We start from the raw sequence: 23,352 nt of genomic DNA on the forward strand, positions 1-23,352 counted from the left end.
TATTTGGGCAAAGGTGAAGGAGGTCATTCTGCGGCCTCCGGGTTGAGCAGCGCGCGGCGGCGCAGCGGGCGGGAGAACAGGCCGGCGAGATCGCCCGCCTGTTCGTAGAAATGCACCGGGGTGAACACGAGCTCGATCGCCCATTTCGTCGTCAGCCCCTCGGCCTCCAGCGGGTTGGCGAGGCCGAGGCCGCAGATGGTGAGATCGGGCCGGGCGGCGCGGACGCGGTCGAGCTGCCTTTCGACGTCCTGGCCTTCGGAGATCACCGGGCCTTCGGCCAGAAGGTCGAGATCGGGGCCGAGGATGTCGCGGTGCAGGTAGGGGGTGCCGACCTCGATCGCCGTCATGCCGCATTCGCGGGTGAGGAAACGGGCGAGCGGCGGTTCGAGCTGGCTGTCGGGCAGGAAGAACAGCGACTTGCCGTTCAGCGTCGTGGAATGGGCGGCGACAGCCTTGCGGGCGCGGGCGCGGGGGGCGGCGGTGGCCTGCTCGAAGAGCGCGGCCGGGACGCCGAACTCGGCGGCGACGGCGGCGAGCCAGGCGGTGGTGCCCTCTTCGCCGAAGGGGAAGGGGGCCGGGATGTGGCGGGCGCCGCGGCCGATCAGGGCGGCATGGGTGTTGCCGAGGAAGGGCTGGGTCAGGGCGAAGACGGTGTTCGGTCCGACTCCGGGCAGGTCCTCGGCGGTGCGGGCGGGCAGGCAACGCACCGGGCCGATGCCGAGCGCCTTCAGCAGCGCCAGCGCCTGATCCTCGACCACATCGGGCAGTGCGCCGACCAGCAGAAGCTCGCGCGCCTGACTGGCGGGCAGGGCGGGGACCATGGCGGCGAGGCAAGCGTCTTCGCCTTGGGTGAAGGTCGTCTCGATGCCGGAGCCGCTGTAGTTGTAGACCCTGACCGAAGGCGCGTGCAGCGCCGAGAGCCGCTCGGCGGCGCGATGCAGGTCGAGCTTGATCACCTCGGAGGGGCAGGAGCCGACGAGGAAGAGCTGGCGGATGTCGGGCCGGCGCGCCAGGAGCCGCGCCACCTCGCGGTCGAGCTCGGCATTGGCGTCGGCAAGGCCGGCGAGATCCTTCTCCTCGAGGATGGCGGTGCCGAAGCGCGGTTCGGCGAAGATCATCACCCCCGCGGCGGATTGCAGCAGATGGGCGCAGGTGCGCGAGCCCACGACGAGGAAGAAGGCGTCCTGCATCTTGCGGTGCAGCCAGATGATGCCGGTCAGGCCGCAGAACACCTCACGCTGGCCGCGTTCCTTCAGGATCGGCGTGGTGCGGCAACCGCGGGCGGGCGGGACGGGAAGCTGGGCCATGGTCATCGCACGGCCTCCAGATCGAGGCGGGCGAGGCGGAGCTTCCACAGGAACTGCCCGGCGTTGATGACATAGGTGGCATAGGCCGCAAGCACGATCACCATCTGCCCGGCGGGCGAGACGGAGCCGGTGAAGAGCGCCCAGAGATAGGCGCTGTGCAGCGCGATCACCGCGAAGGAGAACACATCCTCCCAGAAGAAGGCGGGGGCGAAGAGATACTGGCCGAAGACGGTCTTCTCCCAGATCGCGCCGGTGACCATGATGAGATAGAGCAGCGCCGTCTTGACGAGGATCGAGATCGTCGCGGCGGTGTAGCCCTCGCCGGTCACGAGGAACCAGAGCACCAGCACCAGCGAGATGGCGAAGGCGAGGAACTGCGTCGGCGCGAGGATGGCCTGCACCAGCGTCCAGGGGGTGGCATCGCGCCGCGCGCGCTCCGCCTCGGTGTAGAGGCGCTTGCGTGGGGTCTGATGGGAGAGCTGCATCTTTACCTTTGCCTTCCGCAGAGAAGTCCAAGGGCAGGGGGCTGCCGATGGCCAAGATTACCGTTTCGATTCTGAAAGTGTCAACTCTAACTTACATCTTTTGCGGTTTGCATGCGGGATTCGACTGCGCAAATCGTCGCGGGTCCGGCGCATGATTTCGAAGATAGAATGATTGAAATCAAATGATTGGGCTCAGGCAGATCCTGGCGCCATCCGGGAAGTGTCAATTTACTTTGACATTTTTTCGGCTCTGGTGGACAGTCGCGACACAAGCGCCCTGCGGCTCTCGCAAGCGCCCCTCCCGGAGCCGGGCCGTGGCCCAGAGGCGGTCCGGAGGCGCGTCGAGGGCTGGGCGCACCGCGGAGCGCAGCAGATGCACGATGGCCAGCACAGGGGAGTGACGGGGCGCGCGGATCAGGCTCCGGCTGCTGTAAACCACTTCGCCGCCGAAGTCGTCTCCCGGCTGGTGGCGCGTGATGTCGCAGCCCCCCCGGCGCTGCGCGAGGCGTTGGTGCTGCAGCTGATGGCGGCGGTGCGCAGCTTCGATCCGAAGCCGCTCGCCTTGCTCAAGGCCGACCTGCGCCGCGCGAGGGTCAGCATGGCGATGCTGGCCGATCTCTACATCCCCGAGGTGGCGCGCAGGCTGGGGCAGGGTTGGCACGAGGATACCGCGACCTTTGCCGAGGTGAGCATCGGCGCCGCCCGGCTGCAGGCCATCCTGCGCGACATCGCGGCGGTCTGGTCGGCAGACGAGCATGGGGCGCGCGACGGGCCGACGGTGCTGGTGCTGATGCCATCGGGCGAGCAGCACACGCTGGGCGCCATGGTGGCCGTGGCGCGGCTGCGGCGCATGGGCGTGTCGGTCTGCCTCAGGATCGGGCCGGGAATTTCGGAACTGAGGGAACTTTTCGCGCGCCGGAGCTTTGATGCTGTGCTACTTTCCGTCGCGACCACGGATAAACTTGAAGTTTGCAGAAAGTTAGTCAAAACCCTCAAGGACTTCTCGGGCAACACCGTGCCGGTCGCGGTAGGGGGCGCTGTGCTTTTGCAAAATGAGGACGAGTTGCTATGCTTGGGGGCTGACATCGTGACCAGCGATCTCGACGTGGCCCTTCAGGCCTGCGGCCTGTTCGGTGGCCTCACCCGCGCGTGGAAGCGTGCATAACACCCGTTGTCCCGTGTTCAGGGTAGGCGGCAAGAACAATCGGTACCTCCGTGACATCAGACGGTAGACATCTTCTCAACGGCGGAAACATCCCGCTCATCGCCCCCGACCTGTTGAGCGAGATCATCTCGACCACCGCTGACATCTCGCTGCTGGTCTCTGCGGCAGGCCGGATCGAGTCGGTGCTGATCAACCCGCATCATGCCTCCTTCGGCCAGCTCTCGGGCTGGGAAGGGGCCGCGATCGCCGATGTGCTGACCAGCGAGAGCGTCGCCAAGTTCAAGGCCCGGCTCGCGACCCTGCAGAGCGGCAAGGGCTCGGTCGCGGTGGAGCTGAACCACGCCGACCACCACAATTTCGAATTTCCGATCCGATATTCCATGCACCGGATCGAGGCCGACCAGTCGGTGCTGATGCTGGGCCACGACCTGCGCCCGATCGCCGAGGTGCAGCAACAGCTCGTCTCGGCGCAGTTGGCAATGGAGCGCGACTACGAGACCCAGCGCGAGATGGAGACGCGGTATCGCGTCATCATGGACGTCTCGCGCGATCCGATGCTGCTGGTCAGCATGTCCACCGGGCGGATCACCGATCTCAACCAGGCGGCGGCGGCGCTTCTTGGTGGCGTGCGGCAGGATCTGCTGGGAGCCGCCATCGCCCAGGAATTCGAGGGGCGGCGGCGCGGCGAGTTCATGGAGACGATGGCCAACCTTGCCGTGGCGGATGCCGCGACGCCAATGGAGGTTTCGGCGCGACGCTCGCAGAAGCGGCTGCTGGTGACGCCGAAGGTCTTCCGTGCCGCGGGCGAGCGGCTGCTGCTCTGCCAGCTCGACCCGGCGGAGGCGCAGGTGACCTCCTCCGACGAGCTGACCGACAACCTGACACGGCTCTATCATCAGGGCGTCGATGGGGTGGTCTTCACCGATGCCGAGGGCAACATCCGCGGCGCGAACGAGGCCTTCCTGAACCTCACCGACTCGTCCAGCCTCGCCTCGGTGCGGGGGCGATCGCTGGCCGATTTCCTCGCGCGGGGCACGGTGGATCTGAGGGTGCTGCTCGACAGTGTCAAGCGGACCGGACAGTTGCGGCTTTACGCCACGCGCCTCACGACGGATTTCGCGGGGCAGATTGCCGCAGAGCTCTCGGCGACCTGGCTGGCCGATCGTGCCCAGCCGCTCCTCGTTCTGGTGATCCGCGACGCGAGCCGGGCCGAGACGCTGCGCCGTCCCGCCGCGCCCGCCGCCAGCACCGAGGAGCCGGTGCGCAACGTGATGGAGCTGGTGGGCAACTCCACGCTGAAGGACATCGTGGCGGAAACCACGGATGTCGTTGAGAAAATGTGCATCGAGACCGCGTTGGAGCTGACACGCAACAACCGCGTGGCGGCGGCGGAGATGCTGAGCCTGTCGCGCCAGTCGCTTTATGTGAAGCTGCGCAAGTTCGGGCTCATCAACCGGGACGAGTGAAAACCCCCGGTGGCGGCATCGGCCTGCCACCGCGGCCACTCCTTCCGGTGATGCGGCGTCATGGCCCGCCCCGTCATCCCGGGCCGAATAGTCGCTTTGACATGTATCAAATTCCCGCAGATCGAAATGTGTCAACTGAACTGGACACAGCGGGAGTCCACCATGCGCATTGTATTCGTTCACCCCAATTACCATTCCGGCGGCGCTGAAATTGCCGGCAGCTGGCCGCCTGCCTGGGTCGCGTATCTGGCGGGTGCGCTGAAGAAGGCGGGCTACACCGACATCACCTTCATCGACGCGATGACCGATCACATCGATCATGACGCGCTGCGCCAGCGCTTCCGCGATCTCAAGCCGGACGTTATCGCCACCACCGCCATCACCCCGGCGATCTACGAGGCGGAAGAGGTGATGAAATCGGCGCTGGAGGCCGCTCCCAATGCGCTGCGCGTGCTCGGCGGCATCCATGCCACCTTTATGTTCCGACAGGTGCTGGAGGAAGCGCCCTGGATCGACGTCATCGTGCGCGGCGAGGGTGAGGAAATCCTCGTCAACCTGCTCGATGCGGTGCGGGACGGGCGCTACGAGACCGGCAAGCGCGAGATCAAGGGGATCGCTTTCCTTGACGGCGACGAGATCATCGCGACGCAGGCGGCGCCAACGATCAAGGATCTCGACGGGATCGAGCCGGACTGGTCGATCCTGAACTGGAAATCCTACATCTACGAACCCCTCGGCGTGCGCGTGGCCATTCCGAACATGGCGCGGGGTTGCCCCTTCACCTGCTCCTTCTGTTCGCAGTGGAAATTCTGGCGCGACTACCGGGTGCGCGACCCCAAGAAGGTCGTGGACGAGATCGAACGGCTGGTGAACGAGCACAACGTCGGCTTCTTCATCCTCGCCGATGAGGAGCCGACCATCAACCGCAAGAAATTCATCGAATTCTGCGAGGAGATGATCGCCCGCGGCCTGCCCGACCGGGTGAAATGGGGCATCAACACCCGCGTCACCGACATCAAGCGCGACAAGGAACTGCTGAAGTTCTACCGCAAGGCCGGCCTCGTCCACATCTCGCTCGGCACCGAGGCGGCAGCGCAGCTCAAGCTCGACGTGTTCAACAAGGAGACCACCGTCGCCGAGAACAAGGAGGCGATCCGCCTGCTTCGCGAAGCCGACATCTTCACAGAGGCGCAGTTCATCGTCGGCCTCGACAACGAGACCAAGGAGACGCTGGAAGAGACCTTCCAGATGGCCTGGGACTGGCAGCCCGACCTTGCGAACTGGGCCATGTATACCCCCTGGCCCTTCACCCCGCTGTTCCAGGAGCTGAAGGATCAGGTCGAGGTCTTCGACTACTCGAAATACAATTTCGTCACGCCGATCATGAAGCCCAAGGCGCTGAGCCGCGGCGAGCTTCTGGACGGGGTGATGAAGAACTACCGCCGCTTCTACATGCGCAAGGCGCTGTTCCACTATCCGTGGCGCGGCACCGGCTTCCGCCGCCGCTACCTGCTCGGCTGTCTCAAGGCCTTTCTCAAGGCCGGGGTAGGGCGGACCTTCTACGATCTGGGAAAGGCTGGCTACTGGGGGCCGCAGTCGAAAGACAAGGTCGATTTCCACTTCGACGAGACCCGCAAGATCGGTGCCGCGCAGATGGCCGACTGGGAGGCCAGCGCCGACAAGGCCGCCAAGGCCGCCGAACGCCGCGAGGCGCTGCGGGCGCAGGGCAAGGAGCGCGCCGTCGAGCGCAATGCCGCGGCGGGGCGGGGCGAGGTGCCGATCCTCGCGCCACTGGCCTGCGGCGGCGGGCGGCAGCAGATGGAGGAAACCCCCGCGGTGCCGATGGCCTGCGGTGGTGGCAAGCAGCAGATGGACGAGTTCGACGTGCCGATGACGCCCACCGAGGCGAAGGCGGCCGAGGAGAGAACCCTCGTCCGTCCGGCGGAGTGAGGCGCGATGAACGCGCCGAACACCGGGTTGCGGCACCCTGCCGCCCCGGAGGTCTTCCGCATCGGCCCCAACGCCGTGCTGCAGCTCCTGCCGGTGCTCGACCGGGCTTTCGGGCCCGACGCGTCCGGGCAGGCGCTGGCGGCGGCGGGTATCCCACGACCGGGGGCCGATGCGGGGATGCTGCCCGAAACCGGCGTCGCCACCCTGCACGGGGTGGTGCGCCGGATCTGGCCGGGCGAGGCGCCGCAGCTTCTGCGTGACGCCGGCCTCGGTACGGGCGACTACATCCTCGCCAACCGGATCCCGGGCTTCGCCAAGACGATCATCCGCGCGCTGCCGGCCCGGCTCGGCGCACGGCTGCTCTGCGCGGCCATCGCCAAGCATGCCTGGACCTTTGCCGGGTCGGGCCGCTTCCGCATTTTGTCGCAGCATCCGGTGGTCTTCGAGATCGCCGCCAATCCGCTGGTGGCGGGCGAGGTTGCGGCCGAGCCTCTCTGCCACTGGCACGCCGCCGTGTTCGAGCGGCTGTTTTCCCGGCTGGTCTGGCCGAAAGTCGCGGTGCGCGAAACTGCCTGCTGCGCCTGCGGGGCTTCGGCCTGCCGTTTCGAACTGCTGCCGAACGGGCGCTGACGCCCCGGACGCGGCCCCACCGAGCGCGGCAATCCTCTTGCCCGACTCCCTGATGTAGTGTTTAGTTTACACATGAGTGTAAATCTGTCCTTACAGCCCCGCACCATCCCGCAGCCCGCAGCGATGCTGGAGCTGATCAAGCCGATCACCTGGTTCCCACCGATCTGGGCCTATCTCTGCGGCGCCGTTTCGGCGGGCCTGGGCTTCGGGTCGAACTGGCCGATGATGATCCTCGGCATGGTTCTCGCCGGGCCGATCGTCTGCGGCATGAGCCAAGCGGCGAACGACTGGTGCGACCGCCATGTGGATGCGGTGAACGAACCCTACCGCCCGATCCCCTCGGGTCGCATCCCGGGCCGCTGGGGCTTGTGGATCGCGCTCGCCATGTCGGCCGTCGCACTGGCGGTCGGCTGGATGCTGGGGCCCTGGGGCTTCTACGCCACGATCTTCGGCGTGCTGGCGGCCTGGGCCTATTCGGCCGAGCCGGTGCGGCTGAAGCGCTCGGGCTGGTGGGGGCCGGGGTTGGTCGGGCTCTGCTACGAGGGGCTGCCCTGGTTCACCGGCGCCGCCGTGCTGGCGCAGGGGGTGCCGAGCTTCTATGTCGTGACGCTGGCCGCGCTCTATGCCTTCGGTGCGCATGGCATCATGACGCTCAATGATTTCAAGGCGCTTGAGGGGGACCGCCAGCATGGCGTGCGCTCGCTTCCGGTGATGCTGGGGCCGGAGGTCGCGGCAAAGATCGCCTGCACCGTCATGGCGATGGCACAGCTTCTGGTCATCGCGCTGCTGCTGATCTGGGGCCGCCCCTGGCACGCGCTGGCGGTGACGGCGCTGCTGCTGGCGCAGCTTGCCGCCATGCGGGTCATGCTGCGCGATCCCAAGGCCAAGGCGCCGTGGTACAACGGAACCGGCGTCGTGCTCTACGTCTCGGGGATGATGGTCTCGGCCTTTGCCATCCGTACGCTGGAGGCCATCCAGTGACGCTCGGCTGGCTCGCCATCTTCCGCCTCGGTCTGGTGCAGATGTGCCTCGGCGCCATCGTGGTGATCACCACCTCGACGCTGAACCGGCTGATGGTGGTGGAGCTGGCGTTGCCTGCCGTGCTTTCCGGCCTGATGGTGGCGCTGCATTACGCGATCCAGATCACCCGGCCCTCCTGGGGCTACAAGTCGGATACCGGCGGCAACCGCACGGTCTGGATCCTTGGCGGCATGGCGATCCTCGCGCTCGGCGGCTTTGCGGCGGCGCTGGGGGTCGTGCTGATGCAGGGCGCCTTCTGGCCGGGGCTGGTGCTGTCCTTCGTCGCCTATGCGCTGATCGGGCTGGGGGCAGGGGCCTCGGGCACTTCGCTGCTGGCGCTTCTGGCAACCGCCACCCACCCCGACCGGCGCGCGGCGGCGGCGACGATCACTTGGCTGATGATGATCTTCGGGATCGCCCTGACGGCAGGCACCGTCGGCAAGCTCCTGGAGCCCTATTCCCCCAGCCTGCTTCTGAAGATCGTGGCCACCGTCTGCACGGCCGCGCTTGCCCTCACGGCGCTTGCCACCTTCCGCATCGAGCGGGGCATCGTCGCCCGGCCCGAGCCCGACCCGATGCCCTTTCGCGACGGGCTGCGCGAGGTCTGGGGCGAGCCGAAGGCGCGGGCCTTCACGATCTTCGTCTTCCTCTCGATGACCGCCTATTTCCTGCAGGAACTCATCCTCGAACCCTATGCCGGCATGGTCTTCGGCTTCACCCCCGGCCAGTCCACCTCGCTGTCGGGGGCGCAGAATGGCGGCGTCTTCGTCGGCATGCTGGCGGTCGGCATCGGCTGCACCGGGCTGAAGCTCGGTAGCCTGCGCACCTGGGTAATTGCGGGTTGTCTCGGCTCGGCGCTCGCACTGAGCGGCATAGCCTTGCTGGGCCAGACCGGGCTGCCCTTCCTCGTGCCTGCGGTCGTGCTGATGGGGCTTTTCAACGGCATGTTCGCCGTGGCCGCCATCGGCTCGATGATGGCGCTGGCGGGCGAGGGGCGCGGCGCACGCGAGGGCACGCGCATGGGCCTCTGGGGCGCGGCGCAGGCGGTGGCGGCGGGCTTTGGCGGGCTGACCGGGGCGGCGGCTGCGGATGTCCTGCGGCTCTGGACCGATGCGCCTTCGGCCTTCGGGTTGGTTTTCCTGGCCGAGGCCGGGCTTTTCATTGCGGCGGCCCTGATGGCGCTGCGGATCATGGACGGCGGGCGTGTAATGCCCGCCACGCGGCTTGTGCCAGGAGAGTGACCATGGCTTACGATGTTTTCGTGGTGGGCGGCGGCCCTTCGGGGGCGACCGCCGCGGATGAGCTGGCCCGCGCCGGCAAGCGCGTGGCGCTTCTCGACCGCGACGGGCGGATCAAGCCCTGCGGCGGCGCGATCCCGCCCCGGCTGATCGCGGATTTCGACATCCCCGACAGCCAGATCGTCGCCCGCATCCGCACGGCGCGGATGGTCTCGCCCACCGGGCGCAAGGTCGATATCCCGATCGAGGGCGGCTTCGTCGGCATGGTCGACCGCGAGCATTTCGACGAATGGCTGCGCAGGCGGGCGGTGAAATCCGGCGCCCAGCGGCTGACCGGTACCTTTCTCAGGATCGAGCACGACAGCTTCCATACCTTCGTCGTCTGGCGCGACAAGCTGACCGGCGAGGAGCAGCGCAGCGAGACGAAGCTGGTGATCGGCGCCGATGGCGCGCGCTCGGTCGTGGCCAAGGCCGAGGTGCCGGATGGCGACAAGACACCCTATGTCATCGCCTATCACGAGATCATCAAGGCGCCGCTGGAGGCGCAGGGCGTCGATTACGATCCGACCCGCTGCGACGTGATCTATGACGGCCGCATCAGCCCTGACTTCTACGGCTGGGTCTTCCCGCACGGGCCGAACTGCTCGGTCGGCATGGGCACCGGGGTGGACGGGGTGGATCTGAAGGCCTGCACCGCGGCGCTCCGGGTGCAATCGGGGCTCACCAATTGCGAGACGATCCGCAAGGAGGGTGCGCCGATCCCGCTGCGGCCGATGGACCGCTGGGACAACGGCCGCGACGTGGTTCTGGCGGGCGATGCGGCGGGGGTGGTGGCGCCGTCCTCGGGCGAGGGGATCTACTATGCCTTCGTGGGCGGTCAGGTGGCGGCGAAAGCCTGCCTCGCCGTGCTGAAATCCGGCCGCGCCACCGATCTTCAGCTTGCGCGCAAGCTGTTCATGAAGGATCACAAGACGGTGTTCAAGGTTCTGCGCTCGATGCAGGACGCCTATTACCGGGATGACGAACGGCGCGAGCGTTTCGTCAGCCTGTGCCATGACACCGATGTGCAGAAACTGACCTTCGAGGCTTACATGAACAAGAAACTGGTCAGCGCCCGCCCGATGGCGCATCTCAAGATCGGCGTGAAGAACCTCGCCCATCTGATGCGGCTCGTCTCGCCGGTCTGGACATGAGCAGCGCCGTGGAAATGGTGCCTGCCTGGGTCGATGGTCGCCTGATGCCGGTGGAGAAACTCGAGGCGCATCAGCGCGGTCTGCGGCACATGGCGATCTCGGTTTTCGTCATGTGCGGCGCGAAGGTGCTGATCCAGCGCCGCGCGGCGTCGAAATACCACACGCCCGGGCTCTGGGCCAACACCTGCTGCACCCATCCGCGTTGGGGCGAGGAGGCCGAGCATTGCGCCCTCCGCCGCCTGCGCGAGGAGCTGGGGATCTCCGGGCTGGTCACGGTCTTCGCCGACCGGGTGGAATACCGCGCCGAGGTCGGCAACGGGCTGATCGAGCATGAGGTGGTCGACATCTTCCTCGCCGAGGCGACGCTCGACCTGCCGGTGTCGCCCGACCCCGAAGAGGTCTGGGAAACCCGCTGGGTGGAACTGCACGCGCTTGCCCGCGAGGTGGAGGCGACGCCGGAGCGTTTCACCCCCTGGCTCCGGATCTATCTTGCCGAGCATATGGAGCGGATCTTCGGCAAGCTGCATCTGGTGCAGTAGTCAGAGCTTCTCCGCCAGCCAGGGCAGGATCAGCGCCGCGACCTGCGCGGCGTTTTCCTCATGCGCCAGATGGCCGAGCCGCGGGATCTCGACATAACGCCCTTTCGGCAGCCGCTCCGCCGCCTCGCGCGAGATGCGCGGCGGCACGGTGCGGTCGCCGCCCGAAGCGATGAGCAGCGCCGGCACGTCCATTGCCGGGAAGCGGCGGCGCATGCCCTGCAGATCCCATTGCGCCATCATCGCCAGCGTGCCCTCGACATGCACCGGATCGCCGACCAGCGTCGCATATTGGCGCAACCCCGCGGCGTCGAGCGTCGATCCGGTCGATCCGATCAGCCGCTCCACCTTGTCGGCCCCACCGAAGAGCGTGGTGAAGATCCTCGGCACGAGGGGGTTCAGCGACAGAAGCTTCGCCACCAGGGGGAACAGCCAGCCCGCCGTGCCCTCGAAGGCGCCGAGCGCGGCATTGAGCCCGATCACCGCGCGGGGCGGCTCGGGCAGGGTCTCGGTCAGCCGCAGCGCCAGCGCCGCCCCGGCGCTGTGGCCGATGATCGCCGCCGGGCGCCAGCCCTGATGGGCGCAGAGCCGGGTGAGATCCTCGGCCATGGCGTCGAGCGAGAAACGCCGCGCCCCGGCCCGGGTGAAGCCCTGGCCCGGCAGGTCGGGGGCGACGACGTGATACTGCGGCGCCAGCAGCGGGATCAGCTGGCGCCAGGAATGGGCCGAGCCGCCCGCGCCATGCAGCAGCAGCAGCGTCGGGCCGCTGCCGGTCTCCCACACGCACCACTGATGCGGCGCCGCGTCGATCCGGCGCATCTCGGCGCGGCCCGGCCAGTCCCGCGGCATGCGCGCCAGATCCATCCTCAGTCCCCCAGCGCCTGACCGAGGGCCGCCGACAGCTTGTAGGCATCCGCCCGGGGCAGGGCGAGATAGGGTGCATCCAGCGCCCGGGCCAGCGCCGCGAGCCCGGGTTGCGGCCGGTTCGCAGTGTCGATCACCAACGCAGGCAGGCCCGAAGCGCGGATCGAGGTCGCCAGCTTCTGCGCATCCTCCTCCGCCTGCGCCCGGTTGGCCGAGCCGTCGAGCGCGATATTGCCCCGCCCATCGGTCAGAAGCGCGATGGTCGGTGTCAGCCCGCGGGCGCGGGCCTGCATTCCCACCGCCAGCGCCATCTGCAAGCCATGCGCCAGCGGCGTGGCCCCACCGCCCGGCAGCCCGGCCAGACGGCGCTTGGTCTGCACCAGGCTGCGGGTCGGCGGCAGCATCAGTTCCGCATCGCGGCCGCGGAAGGCCACCAGCGCCACATGGTCGCGCCGCGCATAGGCCTGACCCAGCAGCAACTCCACCGCACCCTTGGCCTCGGCCAGCCGCGCCATGGCGGAGGAGCCGGAGGCATCCACCGCGAAGATCAGCACCCGGTCCGAGGTCTCGCGGAACCGCTTCAGCCGGATGTCGGAGGGGCGCACCAGCAGGACCGCGTCGCTGTTCTGCTGCTTGCGGCGCAGCGGTTGCCAAGGGGCGGCGGCGCGCAACGTGGCCACGAGGTCGATCCGCGCCCCGGTGCCCAGACGTCCGGCGCGCGAGGGCAGGGGCCGCCCGCGCCGGTTGCCGCCCTTGGCCGCGCCGGTGCCGCTGGCCCCGCGCGCCATCCGCGCCGCACGACCGGCGGCGAGCTGCGCCAGAAGGTCGGCGGGCAGGGCGGCGCGGGTCGCCTCTACCAGCATCTCCTCTGGGAACACCTCTTCGCCCTGCTGCTCCTCGGGGGGCGGCTGATCCTCAGGCGGCTCGCTGTCTTCCGGCGGCTCCGGTTCGGGCGGGGATTCCTCGGACGCCGGCAGGGCGCGATGGGCAAAGACCAGATCGCAGGCGCGGCGCAGATCGTCCTCGGTGACGACATCATGCCCCTCCAGCGCCGCCTGCGCCCGGGCGGCGGCCAGCGCCAGCGTCGGCGCGCGCAGGCTGGCTATGCCGAGCTGGGCCGCGACGCGGGCCAGTGTCTCGCCCGCCCGTTCGGGAAGCACGACCTGCGGCAGCCGCGCCCGCGCCTCGGCCAGCCGGTCAGCGTCCAGCGCCGGGGAGCGGGTGTCGGCGGATTGTAGCCCGTCGAGATCGAGGAACAGCCCCAGCCGGTCGATCAGCCCGTTCGGTAGCAGCTCGTCCCGCTCCGCGCCCTCGTCCAGTGCGATCAGGCAGTGCTTCGGCTGATCCAGCGCCGCTCCCAGCCGCGCCGCCAGCCCCGCCGGGCAGCGTTCGGCCATGGCCAGCACCAGCGCCGCGGGCTCGGCAATAAGCCCCCGCGCGATGACCGGCGCGCCCGAGGCCAGCGTCGCCGCCAGATCGAGCCCGCCGAACAGCGCCTCGTCGCCGATGGTCGGGTGGATGCGGCGCAGCGGCAGCGGCAGCGAGGCCAGCGCCCCGGTCACCAGATCGCGCAGCGGGCTGGCGCGGGCGCGCAGCCACAGGCCCTTCAGCCCGGCGGGATCGACGGCCAGCAGCGCCAGCGCCGCCTCCACCCGTTCCCAGGCGGTGAATGCAGGAGCGGATGTCAGGGCAGCACCTCCGCCACGCAGCGGGTGACACGCGCCCCCGATCCGGCCTCGTCCAGCGGATCGCGCCGCAGCCGGTGGCTCAGCGCCATGCTGGCCACGTCGCGCAGATGCGCCCGCGTCACGGTCGGCGCGGTCTCGAAAGCCGCCTGCGCCCGGGCCGCCCGCAGCAGCGTGAGTTCGCCCCGGAGTCCGTCCGAGCCGAGCGCGATGCAGAGCGCCGCGCAATCGTGCAGCACGGTGTTGGGCGTCTTGAGCTTCGGCAGCGCGGCGCGCGCGGCAATGATGCGCTCGCGCAGCACCCCGTCCTCGGCGCCCCATGTCGCCATGAAGCCGTCGAAATCGCTGTCATAGGCGTCGCGGCGCAGGATGACCTCGACGCGGGTCTCGATGTCGCGCGGGCTGCGCACCTCGACCGACAGGCCGAAGCGGTCCAGAAGCTGCGGGCGCAACTCGCCCTCTTCGGGGTTGCCCGAGCCCACCAGCACGAAGCGCGCGGGGTGCCGGATCGACAGGCCCTCGCGTTCGACGACGTTTTCGCCGGATTGGGCCACATCGAGCAGCAGGTCGACGATGTGATCCTCCAGAAGGTTCACCTCGTCGATATAGAGATAGCCCCGGTTGGCGCGGGCCAGCAGGCCCGGCTCGAAGGCTTTCTCGCCGCGGGTCAGGGCGCGCTCGATGTCGAGCGCGCCCACGACACGGTCCTCGGTCACGCCGAGCGGCAGATCGACCACGGGGGTCGGTCTTTCCACCAGCCTGCTCGAGGCGACATGCGCCCATTCCGGGCAATCCTCGGGTCTGGCAGAGTTCACCGGGCAACCCTCGACCGCGGTGATCGGCGGCAGCAGGGCTGCCAGAGCGCGGACGGCGGTCGACTTGCCGGTGCCGCGGTCGCCGAACACCAGCACGCCGCCGATGCCCGGGTCGATCGCGGTCAGGACCATGGCCTGCTTCATCTGCTCCTGGCCGACGATGGCCGAGAAGGGGAAAGGCTGTTTCATGCGTTCTCTCTACGGCCCGATTTTCCGGGCTTGCCTTGGGGCTGATAGGCCGGTTTCGCCGCCGCAACGGCGGGTTTCGCGGGTTCGACCGCGGGCGCAGGGGTGGCTGGCGATGCGGCCAGCGCCGCGCCGATGGGGTCCTTGCCCTCCCATTTGCCGACAGTGCCGAGGATGCGGAAGCGGGCATAGAGCTCTTCCTTGAACCAGCCCTCGGCGCGCACTGCCTCGATGGCCTTGGCATGCGGACCCTCGGCGCGGGCGAACTCGTCCATCGTCTTGGTGTCGGGCCAGACCGAGAAGGTCACCTGCTGCACGAAGGGCACCTCGCCGATGCCGATCTTGAACTTCACGTTGGTGTCCTTGCCGATGGCGTTCGAGATCGCGGGTTCGCGGCCCCAGAAGCGTTCGGCCTTCCAGAACTTCACCGTGGCCCGGGTCAGGGCGGCGATAGGCCGCATGTCCGGTTCGGCTTTTTGCGCCTCGAAGGGCTCCTTCATGTCCCATTTGCCCCGTGCGCTCGTCGCCGACAGCAGGACCGTGTAGCTTTCGTCGGCGATCCGGTGCCAGCGCGCGAAGATCGGCGAATCGACGGTTTCCTTGCGCGCCGTCGCCTCGTCGGGCCACACCGCGAGGATGGCCCAGGTGCTCCAGTTCGGCTTGGGCGTGAAGCCCTGGCCGGTGCCGGAGCCGAACATCTTCCAGAATTTCGCCTTCGGGATATAGTGCATGCCCAGAGCATTGGCACTCATCTGGCCGATGACCCAGAGGCGCTTTTCGAAGCTGTCGAAGCGGAAGAAGCTGAGCGTAACTGTCTGCATGTGTTTTCCTCCTGCAGAAACGGGGTAAAGCCGATACAACATCCAACCTTGCCTGCCCGACATTAGTCGCGAAGTCGCACCTCTCTCAAGGACGATTGTAAATCAGGCTAGACAGTATACTGTATGAGCATGTTTACAGATCAGCCGTTGCGCCCCGCCAGAACTCCCAACGCCACGACAGCTGGCGCCAACCATGCCATCGTGATCGGGGCCGGGATCGGGGGGCTTGCCTCCGCCATGCGGCTCGGGGCGAAGGGCTGGCGGGTGACGGTGATCGATAAGCTCGACATGCCCGGCGGGCGCGGCTCGTCGATCAGCCAGAACGGCCACCGCTTCGATCTGGGGCCGACAATCGTCACCGTGCCGCAGGTGTTCCGCGAACTCTGGTCGGCCTGCGGGCGCGACTTCGACGCCGACGTCGACCTGCGCCCGATGGACCCGTTCTACGAGATCCGCTGGCCCGACGGCTCGACCTTCACCGCGCGGCAGTCGACCGAGGCGATGCGGGCCGAGGTGGCGCGGCTCTCGCCGGGTGATCTCGCGGGCTATGATCGCTTCCTCAAGGACAGCGAGCGGCGCTACTGGTTCGGCTTCGAGGATCTGGGGCGGCGGTCGATGCACAGGCTCTGGGATCTGATCAAGGTGCTGCCGACCTTCGGCATGCTGCGCGCCGACAAGTCGGTCTATGCCCATGCCGCCGCCCGGGTGAAGGACGAGCGGCTGCGGATGGCGCTGTCCTTCCACCCGCTGTTCATCGGCGGCGACCCGTTCCACGTCACCTCGATGTATATCCTCGTCAGCCACCTCGAGAAGCAGTTCGGCGTGCATTACGCCATGGGCGGCGTGGCGGCGATCGCCGAGGCGATGGCCAAGGTGATCGAGGGGCAGGGCGGCAGCCTGCGGCTGCAGACCGAGGTGGACGAGATCGTCGTCGAGAAGGGCGTGGCCAAGGGCGTGCGGCTCGGCTCGGGCGAGGTGATGCCGGCGGCGCTCGTCGTCTCCAACGCCGATGCGGGCCACACCTACACCCGGCTCCTGCGCAACCTGCCGCGCAAGCGCTGGACCGACAGCCATGTCGCCAGCCGCCGCTGGTCGATGGGCCTCTTCGTCTGGTATTTCGGCACCAAGGGCACGGCGGGCCGCTGGAAGGACATCGGCCACCACACCATCCTCAACGCGCCGCGCTATCAGGGCCTCTGCGACGACATCTTCATCAAGGGCAAGCTGGCCAAGGACATGAGCCTCTACCTGCACCGCCCCTCGATCACCGATCCCTCGGTCGCGCCGGAAGGTGACGACACCTTCTACGCGCTCTCGCCGGTTCCGAACTTGAAGTTCGACAACGGGGTGGATTGGGACCGCGAGGCCGAGCCCTACCGGCAGAGCGTCGAGACCGTGCTGGAGCAGTATATGCCCGGCATCGGCGAAACGATCAGCGCCTCGCTGGTCTTCACCCCGAACCAGTTCCGCGACCGCTACCTCAGCCCCTTCGGCGCGGCCTTCTCGATCGAGCCGCGCATCCTGCAATCGGCCTGGTTCCGCCCGCACAATGTCTCGGAGGAGGCCAAGGGCCTGTTCCTCTGCGGCGCGGGCACCCATCCCGGCGCGGGCCTGCCCGGCGTCGTCGCCTCTGCCGAGGTGCTGGGCAAGCTCGCCCCCGATGCACCCGGCTTCACCGCCACCCGTTCCGCCCCGGACCTGAGGCTCGCTGCAGAATGATCGACCCGAATGACCTCGCGGCCTGCCGCGAGATGATCCGCACCGGCTCGCTGTCCTTCCACGCAGCGTCGAAACTGCTGCCCGCCGCGGTGCGCGATCCGGCGCTGGCGCTCTATGCCTTCTGCCGCGTCGCCGACGATGCGGTGGACGAGGCGGTGGGCTCCGGCCATGCCGAGGATGCCGAGGTGAAGGCCCGCGCCGTGCTGTCGCTGCGCGACCGGCTGGAGCTGGTCTATGCCGGCCGCCCGCGCAACGCCCCCGCCGACCGCGCCTTCGCGCAGGTGGTGGAGGAGTTCGACATGCCGCGCGCCCTGCCGGAAGCCCTGCTGGAGGGGCTGGCCTGGGATGCGGTCGGCAAGACCTATGACACGCTGTCGGGCGTGCTCGACTATTCCGCCCGCGTCGCCGCCGCGGTGGGGGCGATGATGTGCGTGCTGATGCGGGTGCGCGAGGCCGATGCGCTGGCGCGCGCCTGCGATCTGGGTCTCGCGATGCAGCTGACCAACATCGCCCGCGACGTGGGCGAGGATGCGCGCTCGGGCCGGGTCTACCTGCCGCGCGACTGGATGGAGGCGGAGGGGCTCAGCCCCGAGGCCTTCCTCGCCAATCCCGTCGCCTGCGACCGCATCCGCCGCGTTACCGCCCGGCTGCTGGCCGAGGCCGACCGGCTCTATCAGCGCTCCGAGGCGGGGGTGACGGCGCTGCCTCTGGCCTGCCGTCCCGGCATCTATGCCGCGCGCTACATCTATGCCGGGATCGGCGGCGAGGTGGCGCGGCACGGCTATGACAGCGTGAGCTGGCGCGCCCATACCGGCAAGGCGCAGAAGATGGGCTGGCTGCTCCTGTCGGCCACGCGCGCCGCCGCCTCGCCCTTCGGCCCCGCCCTGGCGCAACTGCATGCCGCGCCGGAGCCCGAAGTCGCCTTTCTGGTGAGCGCCGCCGCCCGCAGCCGGGCGCACCGCGGGCGCAGCGAGGCCTTGCTGTCGGTTTTGGCGCAACTTGAAGCACAAGACCGGCTTATGTCGCGGCAAAGACTGGGGAACCGCTCTCGGGCGGTCTAGGTTGTGCGCGAGTAACCTTGGAGTATCGGTCATGATGATGGACTGGGGGCTTTTCCTCACCTTTCTCGCTGCCTGCGCAGCACCTGCCACCACCGGCGCGATGATGAAACCGGACGAGTGGTACGACAACCTGAACAAGCCCGTCTGGAACCCGCCGCGCTGGGTCTTCCCGGTGGCTTGGACCTCGCTCTATTTCCTGATGAGCCTTGCCGCGATGCGCGTGGCGCAGCTGCCCGACTCGGGGCAGGCGCTGGCCTTCTATGCGGTGCAGATCGCCTTCAACACACTCTGGACCCCGGTGTTCTTCGGGCTGAAGCGGATGGCCTCGGCGCTGGTCGTGGTGATCGTGATGTGGATCGCGGTGGCGGCGACGATGTGGTCGTTCTTCCAGCTCGACACCTGGGCTGGGGTGCTGTTCGTGCCCTATCTGATCTGGGCCACCGCCGCGACCGGCCTCAACTTCGAGGCGATCCGGCTGAACCGCGCGCTGCCCGAGGCGCGGGCCTGACCGGTCTTTCGGCGGCGGCGCTCAGCCGTCGCCGAAGCGCCATCCCGCCCGCCGCGGCACCCTGACCGCCAGCATCGGCATCAGCAGCGGTGAGGCAAAGCGGCGCAGGTCGAGCGCCTCATGCACCCCCACCGTCCGCTCGCCGTCGATCGTCGTTTCGACCAACGCCCGGGTGTAGAAGGGCGCGTCCAGCATCGGCATGACCTGACGCGGCCTCGTGCCGGGATCGGCGGGGGTGTGCCGCTCCACCAGCCAGCCGCTGCGGGCAAAGCGCGCGGTGGGCGGCGGCTGGATCATCCGCGCCTCGCCATCCGCCGTGACATGCAGGCCGATCTCCAGCCGCGAGCCGTCCTTGCGCGTGGCGTCATAGAAACAGGCGGCGCCGTCCGACACCGGGTAGCGCCCCCATGTCCAGAACCGGAAATCCGCCTCCAACGCCGCGCTGCCGAAGTTGGCGTCGAGATAGCCATGCCCCTGCCAGCGGTGACCCTGCGTCAGATCGACCTCGATCCGGCAGGTCGGCGCGAAGGGCCGCCAGACGTGCGCGCCATCCTCGGTCAACGCCACCTCGACATCGGTCAGCCCCTGCGGCGTCAGCACGATCCGCCCCTTCACCGCCGAGACGCGGGGCAGGGCGCTCACCTCGTTCACCTCGACGATCAGCTGCCGCCCTGTCCAGTGCATCGAACTGGGGCCGACCGTCAGCCGCTCGTCGCTCTGCCGCAGCGCTGCCCGGCCACGGTCGGTCATGGTGAAGCGCCCGCCGGGGCCGTAGGTCACGACGTTGAGGCAGCAGTGGTCCTGCGGCTCCCGCCGGCCCGACCAGCGATACCAGGGCGAGAACACCGAGCCGATGAAGCCGATGACCGAGACGGCCTTGTCGCCCTCGTCCGACACGCCGTCGAGATACCACCAGGCGTAGCCGTCCGGCGCTACCTGGACGCTGAAGCAAGGTCCGCCAGAATCGCCTCGGCCGCGTGCCTGCCGGAGAGGGCCGCCATCGGCACCCCCGCTCCCGGATGCGCGCCCCCGCCCGCCAGATAGAGCCCCGGCAGCGAGGTCCGGGCCAGCGGTCGTCTGAGCGAGGCCAGCGCCCCGTGCGGGCTCAGCCCGTAGAGCGAGCCCTGCGAGCCCGGGAACATCCGGGCGAACCCCGTCGGGGCGGTCAGGCACTCCGGCCCCGGCAGCGGATCGAAGCTCAGGCCGAAGCGGCTCAGCCGGTCGAAGGTTCTGGTGCGGCACTGGCGGTCCTCCTCCGGCTGCAGGGGCTGGCCCGGCGGCGCGTTCATGATGATCTCTAAGCGCTCCGGCCCCGTGGGTGTCGTGCCCCCGGATCGGTCCTCGGCGCAGAGATAGAGTGTCGGATCGGCGGGCATCTGGCCACGCAGGATCGGCCCGAACTCCTGCGCCTGATCGTCGCCGAAGAACAGGTTGTGATGCACCAGCGGCAGCCCGCTCGGCACGGCGGCATAGGACCAGACCCAGGCCGACAGGCTGCGCGGATGCACCTGCGCCTCGGCCACCGCCTGCTTCGGCCCGTCGCCCAGAAGCCCTGCCAGCAGCGCCGCCGGATCGCCGTTGAACACCACATGGTCGCAAGGCAGCGCATGCCCGTCGCCCAGCTGAACGCCCGACACCCGGCCGCCCTGCCGCATGATCCGCGCGACCGGGCTGCCGTAGCGGAGCGAGACCCCCTGCGCCTCGGCCAGCTTCGCCAGGGCCAGCGCCAGCCGGTGCATCCCGCCCCCGACGGCCCAGACCCCCTGCGCCTCGGCAGCCCAGATCAGCGCCAGCACCCCCGGCGAGCGGTCGGGCGTGCCGCCGACATAGGTGGCGTAACGCCCGAAGAGCTGGCGCAGCCGACGGTCGCGGAACTGCAGCGCGAGAAGCCGCGCGAGGGACATGCCGGGCAGCAGCGCGGGCCAGATCTTCGGGTCGCGCAGCGCGGCCAGCGCGATGGCTCTCTGGTCCGGCGCTGCCGCGTGCATCATCGGTGCATCGAAAGCGGCATAAAGCCGCGCCGAGAGATCGTGGAAGCGCCGGAAGCCCCGCGCCTCCGCCGCCCCGGCGAAGCGCCCGATCGCCTCGACATTGGCCTCGGGGTCGGAGCCGAGATCGAGCGTGCTGCCGTCCGACCACCAGTGTCGCGCCAGCAGCGGCTGGCGCAGCAGGGTGAGGTGATCGTCGAGCCTCTGCCCGCAAGTCTCGAAGATATCGTCGAAAACGCTGCGCAGCGTCAGCACCGTCGGCCCTGCGTCGACAGGTCCGGCAATGCTCGGGAGGGTGCGCATCTTGCCGCCCGGACCGTCGCGCGCCTCGACCAATGTCACTTCGAGCCCGGCCCGGGCCAGACGGATCGCCGCCGCCAGCCCGCCCATCCCGGCGCCGATCACCACCACTCGTCTGCCTGTCCGCGTCATGGCCGGGATTGTTGACACTCCACCGTGAACTGTCCAGTATGAATGACATAGTGTGTCAGAAAAAAATGACACACTGCGGCCGATGCAGATCGGCGCTGGAGGACGCGACCAACGGGCGGGCTGCCCGGGGCGCGCGGGAACCGCAAGAGGAACATCGGATGGCGTTGGACAGGCGGATTGAAGCGGCGATGACGGCGGCGATTGCGCGCGGGCAGGGCGGTGACGCCCCCGCCCGGCTGGCCTCGGCGCTGGATTATGCGGTGACGCCCGGCGGGGCCCGCATCCGCCCGACGCTGCTGCTCAGCGTGGCCATCGCCTGCGGCGACGACCGGCCCGGCCTATCGGATGCCGCCGCCGTCGCGCTGGAGCTGATCCATTGCGCCAGCCTCGTGCATGACGACCTGCCCTGCTTCGACGACTCGGACCTGCGGCGCGGCAAGCCCACGGTGCACTGCGCCTATTCCGAGCCGCTGGCGGTGCTGACCGGCGACAGCCTGATTGTCATGGGCTTCGACGTGCTGGCCCGTGCCGGCGCCGCCGACCCGCTGCGCGCGCTGCAGCTCGTCTCGGCCCTCGCCACCCGCACCGGCATGCCGATGGGCATCTGCGCCGGGCAGGGCTGGGAGAGCGAAAGCCAGATCAACCTCTCGGCCTATCACCGCGCCAAGACCGGCGCGCTGTTCATCGCGGCGACCCAGATGGGCGCCATCGCGGCGGGCTACGAGCCCGAGCCCTGGGAAGAGCTGGGCGCGCGGATCGGCGAGGCCTTCCAGGTGGCCGACGACCTGCGCGACGCGGTCTGCGCCGTCGAGGAGATCGGCAAGCCGGTGGGGCAGGACGTGCTGCACGCCCGACCGAACGCTGTGAAGGAGCTGGGGGTGCAGGGCGCGATGAAGCGGTTGAAGGACATCCTTGGCGGCGCCATCGCCTCGATCCCCTCTTGCCCAGGCGAGGCGATGCTGGCCGAGATGGTCCGCCGCTATGCCGAGAAGATGACCCCCGGCGCGCTCTCCGCCCCCGTCGCCAGCCGCGTCTGATGACCGCCGTGCCCGCGACGCCCCGTCCCGCGCGCGGGCTGCCCAAGCTCGCCCGGCTCGGGCTGCGCCTTGCCGGGTCGCCGCGCGTCCAAGCGCTGGCGGCCCGCACCCCCGGCCTGCGCTGGCTGGTGCGGCGCGAGGGCGAGGCGATCTTCGATCTGGTGGCGGGCTTCGTCCATTCGCAGATCCTGCTGGCGCTGGTGGAGCTGAAGGTGATGCCGGCGCTGCGCGAGGGTCCGCAGAGCGTGACGGCGCTGGCCGCGCGTTGCGCCGTGCCGGTGGATCGGATGCAGCTTCTGTTGCAGGGCGGGGCGGCGCTGAAGCTGCTGAAACGCCGTCGCGACGGGCGCTTCGACCTCGCGACCCGCGGCGCGGCCTTCCTCGCGGTGCCGGGGCTCGAGGCGATGGTCGGGCACCATGACGTGCTCTACCGCGATCTGGCCGATCCCGTCGCCTTCTTCCGCGGCGAGGTGGAGACCGAGCTTTCCGGCTTCTGGCCCTATGTCTTCGGTGCGGCGGGCGCCTCCGATCCGGCGGTGACGGCGAAATACTCGGGGCTCATGGCCGACAGCCAGTCGCTGGTGGCCGCCGACACGCTGAGGCTGGTGGATTTCCAGGGCATCAAACATCTGATGGATGTGGGCGGCGGCACCGGGGCCTTTCTGGCGGCGGTGGGGCGGGCCTATCCGCTGATCAGGCTGAGCCTCTTCGATCTGCCAGCGGTGGTCGAGGCCGCGCCGGAACGCTTGGCCAAGGCGGGGCTGATGCAGCGGGTGGAGATCCACGGCGGCAGCTTCCGCGACGACCCCTTGCCGCAGGGCGCCGATGCGATCAGCCTGATCCGCATTCTCTTCGACCATCAGGATGCGACGGTGGCGGCGCTGCTTGCCAAGGTCTTCGCCGCCCTGCCGCCCGGCGGGCGGATCATCATTGCCGAGCCGATGTCGGGCGGCGCCCGGCCCGACCGCGAGACCGATACCTATTTCGCGCTCTACACCGCCGCGATGCGCACCGGGCGGACCCGGTCTGCCGCCGAGATCTCCGCATTGCTGGCGCAGGCCGGATTCGCCGAGATCCGTCCGCGGCCCGGCTTCCGGCCCTATGTGACCAGCGCGATCACCGCCGTGCGTCCGTTGGTCGCGTCGCAGGACAGCGGAAGTGTAAATCCGACGCAGGGCAAAACTGTCTAATAAAGTTGACAGTTGGTAATGTCCGATTAAAGTTACACCTGAAGCGTCGGATTGGC

At 68.9% G+C, this 23,352-nt stretch carries 21 protein-coding genes; 13 read left to right on the forward strand and 8 right to left on the reverse strand.

All coding sequences use genetic code 11. The features are described 5' to 3' along the window. Nucleotides 1-23: 23 nt before the first annotated feature. Together AC3A5Z_RS05910 and bchF are read right to left on the reverse strand one after the other, a co-directional pair. Entirely contained in the window at nucleotides 24-1,307 is a 1,284-nt protein-coding gene (locus AC3A5Z_RS05910) for a ferredoxin:protochlorophyllide reductase (ATP-dependent) subunit N (RefSeq protein WP_487518645.1), read from the reverse strand. Between the two features lie 2 nt (nucleotides 1,308-1,309). Beyond that, nucleotides 1,310-1,792, reverse strand: coding sequence for a 2-vinyl bacteriochlorophyllide hydratase (bchF, locus tag AC3A5Z_RS05915; protein ID WP_487518422.1), 483 nt, complete (start codon nucleotides 1,790-1,792; stop codon nucleotides 1,310-1,312). Nucleotides 1,793-2,165: 373 nt separating this feature from the next. Between bchF and AC3A5Z_RS05920 the strand changes: the two genes are divergently transcribed. The 8 genes from AC3A5Z_RS05920 (at nucleotide 2,166) to idi (ending at nucleotide 10,993) form a co-directional block, all read left to right on the forward strand. Then, a complete protein-coding gene (locus tag AC3A5Z_RS05920) occupies nucleotides 2,166-2,957 on the forward strand; it encodes a cobalamin B12-binding domain-containing protein (RefSeq protein ID WP_487518423.1) in 792 nt (263 codons plus the stop codon). Nucleotides 2,958-3,007: 50 nt separating this feature from the next. Next, nucleotides 3,008-4,423 carry a transcriptional regulator PpsR gene (ppsR, locus tag AC3A5Z_RS05925; protein WP_487518424.1) on the forward strand — a complete coding sequence of 472 codons (1,416 nt, stop codon included), beginning with the start codon at nucleotides 3,008-3,010 and terminating at the stop codon, nucleotides 4,421-4,423. Between the two features lie 162 nt (nucleotides 4,424-4,585). Then, complete coding sequence (gene bchE, locus AC3A5Z_RS05930) at nucleotides 4,586-6,373, forward strand: magnesium-protoporphyrin IX monomethyl ester anaerobic oxidative cyclase (protein ID WP_487518425.1); 1,788 nt, start codon at nucleotides 4,586-4,588, stop codon at nucleotides 6,371-6,373. A gap of 6 nt (nucleotides 6,374-6,379) precedes the next feature. Next, entirely contained in the window at nucleotides 6,380-7,003 is a 624-nt protein-coding gene (bchJ, locus tag AC3A5Z_RS05935) for a bacteriochlorophyll 4-vinyl reductase (protein WP_487518426.1), read from the forward strand. 72 nt (nucleotides 7,004-7,075) lie between these two features. After that, on the forward strand, nucleotides 7,076-7,984 hold the full coding sequence (chlG, locus tag AC3A5Z_RS05940; protein WP_487518427.1) for a chlorophyll synthase ChlG: 909 nt from the start codon (nucleotides 7,076-7,078) through the stop codon (nucleotides 7,982-7,984). Then, nucleotides 7,981-9,264, forward strand: a complete 1,284-nt coding sequence (locus AC3A5Z_RS05945) for a BCD family MFS transporter (RefSeq protein WP_487518428.1) — start codon at nucleotides 7,981-7,983, stop codon at nucleotides 9,262-9,264. The genes chlG and AC3A5Z_RS05945 overlap by 4 nt, the downstream gene beginning before the upstream one ends. Before the next feature lie 2 nt (nucleotides 9,265-9,266). Beyond that, nucleotides 9,267-10,454 carry a geranylgeranyl diphosphate reductase gene (locus AC3A5Z_RS05950; RefSeq protein ID WP_487518429.1) on the forward strand — a complete coding sequence of 396 codons (1,188 nt, stop codon included), beginning with the start codon at nucleotides 9,267-9,269 and terminating at the stop codon, nucleotides 10,452-10,454. Continuing rightward, nucleotides 10,451-10,993, forward strand: coding sequence for an isopentenyl-diphosphate Delta-isomerase (gene idi / locus AC3A5Z_RS05955; protein ID WP_487518430.1), 543 nt, complete (start codon nucleotides 10,451-10,453; stop codon nucleotides 10,991-10,993). The genes AC3A5Z_RS05950 and idi overlap by 4 nt, the downstream gene beginning before the upstream one ends. Here idi and bchO read toward each other — a convergent pair whose 3' ends face one another. Genes bchO through crtA form a run of 4 tightly spaced genes read right to left on the reverse strand, consistent with a single transcriptional unit; the run spans nucleotide 10,994 to nucleotide 15,361 of the window. Further along, nucleotides 10,994-11,854 (reverse strand): alpha/beta fold hydrolase BchO, encoded by an 861-nt coding sequence (gene bchO, locus AC3A5Z_RS05960; protein WP_487518431.1) that lies wholly within the window; start codon nucleotides 11,852-11,854, stop codon nucleotides 10,994-10,996. 2 nt (nucleotides 11,855-11,856) lie between these two features. After that, the gene (locus AC3A5Z_RS05965) at nucleotides 11,857-13,542 is read right to left on the reverse strand and encodes a magnesium chelatase subunit D (protein WP_487518646.1); all 1,686 of its coding nucleotides are present in this window, start codon (nucleotides 13,540-13,542) and stop codon (nucleotides 11,857-11,859) included. Continuing rightward, entirely contained in the window at nucleotides 13,539-14,543 is a 1,005-nt protein-coding gene (bchI, locus tag AC3A5Z_RS05970; protein WP_487518432.1) for a magnesium chelatase ATPase subunit I, read from the reverse strand. The genes AC3A5Z_RS05965 and bchI overlap by 4 nt, the downstream gene beginning before the upstream one ends. Continuing rightward, entirely contained in the window at nucleotides 14,540-15,361 is an 822-nt protein-coding gene (gene crtA, locus AC3A5Z_RS05975; RefSeq protein ID WP_487518433.1) for a spheroidene monooxygenase, read from the reverse strand. Before crtA ends, bchI begins: the two co-directional genes overlap by 4 nt. Nucleotides 15,362-15,490: 129 nt before the next feature. On the opposite strand from crtA, the gene AC3A5Z_RS05980 reads away from it, so the two are divergent. From AC3A5Z_RS05980 to tspO, 3 genes are read left to right on the forward strand one after another with little or no spacing between them, the layout of a single operon-like run. Next, nucleotides 15,491-17,080, forward strand: coding sequence for a phytoene desaturase (locus AC3A5Z_RS05980; protein ID WP_487518647.1), 1,590 nt, complete (start codon nucleotides 15,491-15,493; stop codon nucleotides 17,078-17,080). Then, a complete protein-coding gene (crtB, locus tag AC3A5Z_RS05985) occupies nucleotides 17,077-18,141 on the forward strand; it encodes a 15-cis-phytoene synthase (RefSeq protein ID WP_487518434.1) in 1,065 nt (354 codons plus the stop codon). Before AC3A5Z_RS05980 ends, crtB begins: the two co-directional genes overlap by 4 nt. A gap of 31 nt (nucleotides 18,142-18,172) precedes the next feature. Continuing rightward, nucleotides 18,173-18,649, forward strand: coding sequence for a tryptophan-rich sensory protein TspO (gene tspO / locus AC3A5Z_RS05990; RefSeq protein WP_487518435.1), 477 nt, complete (start codon nucleotides 18,173-18,175; stop codon nucleotides 18,647-18,649). 21 nt (nucleotides 18,650-18,670) lie between these two features. Here tspO and crtC read toward each other — a convergent pair whose 3' ends face one another. Both crtC and crtD read right to left on the reverse strand, forming a co-directional pair. Then, nucleotides 18,671-19,546, reverse strand: coding sequence for a carotenoid 1,2-hydratase (gene crtC / locus AC3A5Z_RS05995; protein WP_487518436.1), 876 nt, complete (start codon nucleotides 19,544-19,546; stop codon nucleotides 18,671-18,673). A 35-nt stretch (nucleotides 19,547-19,581) separates the two neighbouring features. Continuing rightward, entirely contained in the window at nucleotides 19,582-21,069 is a 1,488-nt protein-coding gene (crtD, locus tag AC3A5Z_RS06000) for a 1-hydroxycarotenoid 3,4-desaturase CrtD (protein ID WP_487518437.1), read from the reverse strand. Nucleotides 21,070-21,227: 158 nt separating this feature from the next. Between crtD and AC3A5Z_RS06005 the strand changes: the two genes are divergently transcribed. Both AC3A5Z_RS06005 and AC3A5Z_RS06010 read left to right on the forward strand, forming a co-directional pair. Next, a complete protein-coding gene (locus AC3A5Z_RS06005) occupies nucleotides 21,228-22,106 on the forward strand; it encodes a polyprenyl synthetase family protein (RefSeq protein ID WP_487518438.1) in 879 nt (292 codons plus the stop codon). Beyond that, the gene (locus AC3A5Z_RS06010; protein WP_487518439.1) at nucleotides 22,106-23,296 is read left to right on the forward strand and encodes a methyltransferase; all 1,191 of its coding nucleotides are present in this window, start codon (nucleotides 22,106-22,108) and stop codon (nucleotides 23,294-23,296) included. Before AC3A5Z_RS06005 ends, AC3A5Z_RS06010 begins: the two co-directional genes overlap by 1 nt. The last annotated feature ends 56 nt before the right edge of the window (nucleotides 23,297-23,352 follow it).

Source organism: Cereibacter sp. Soil_C_27, assembly GCF_057657095.1.

Coding starts and splice junctions, on each gene's coding strand:
- AC3A5Z_RS05910 (WP_487518645.1), bottom strand. CDS start 1,307: ATGGCCCAGCTTCCCGTCCCGCCCGCCCGCGGTTGCCGCACCACGCCG.
- bchF (WP_487518422.1), bottom strand. CDS start 1,792: ATGCAGCTCTCCCATCAGACCCCACGCAAGCGCCTCTACACCGAGGCG.
- AC3A5Z_RS05920 (WP_487518423.1), top strand. CDS start 2,166: ATGCACGATGGCCAGCACAGGGGAGTGACGGGGCGCGCGGATCAGGCT.
- bchE (WP_487518425.1), top strand. CDS start 4,586: ATGCGCATTGTATTCGTTCACCCCAATTACCATTCCGGCGGCGCTGAA.
- bchJ (WP_487518426.1), top strand. CDS start 6,380: ATGAACGCGCCGAACACCGGGTTGCGGCACCCTGCCGCCCCGGAGGTC.
- chlG (WP_487518427.1), top strand. CDS start 7,076: ATGAGTGTAAATCTGTCCTTACAGCCCCGCACCATCCCGCAGCCCGCA.
- AC3A5Z_RS05950 (WP_487518429.1), top strand. CDS start 9,267: ATGGCTTACGATGTTTTCGTGGTGGGCGGCGGCCCTTCGGGGGCGACC.
- idi (WP_487518430.1), top strand. CDS start 10,451: ATGAGCAGCGCCGTGGAAATGGTGCCTGCCTGGGTCGATGGTCGCCTG.
- bchO (WP_487518431.1), bottom strand. CDS start 11,854: ATGGATCTGGCGCGCATGCCGCGGGACTGGCCGGGCCGCGCCGAGATG.
- bchI (WP_487518432.1), bottom strand. CDS start 14,543: ATGAAACAGCCTTTCCCCTTCTCGGCCATCGTCGGCCAGGAGCAGATG.
- crtA (WP_487518433.1), bottom strand. CDS start 15,361: ATGCAGACAGTTACGCTCAGCTTCTTCCGCTTCGACAGCTTCGAAAAG.
- AC3A5Z_RS05980 (WP_487518647.1), top strand. CDS start 15,491: ATGTTTACAGATCAGCCGTTGCGCCCCGCCAGAACTCCCAACGCCACG.
- crtB (WP_487518434.1), top strand. CDS start 17,077: ATGATCGACCCGAATGACCTCGCGGCCTGCCGCGAGATGATCCGCACC.
- tspO (WP_487518435.1), top strand. CDS start 18,173: ATGATGATGGACTGGGGGCTTTTCCTCACCTTTCTCGCTGCCTGCGCA.
- crtD (WP_487518437.1), bottom strand. CDS start 21,069: ATGACGCGGACAGGCAGACGAGTGGTGGTGATCGGCGCCGGGATGGGC.
- AC3A5Z_RS06005 (WP_487518438.1), top strand. CDS start 21,228: ATGGCGTTGGACAGGCGGATTGAAGCGGCGATGACGGCGGCGATTGCG.
- AC3A5Z_RS06010 (WP_487518439.1), top strand. CDS start 22,106: ATGACCGCCGTGCCCGCGACGCCCCGTCCCGCGCGCGGGCTGCCCAAG.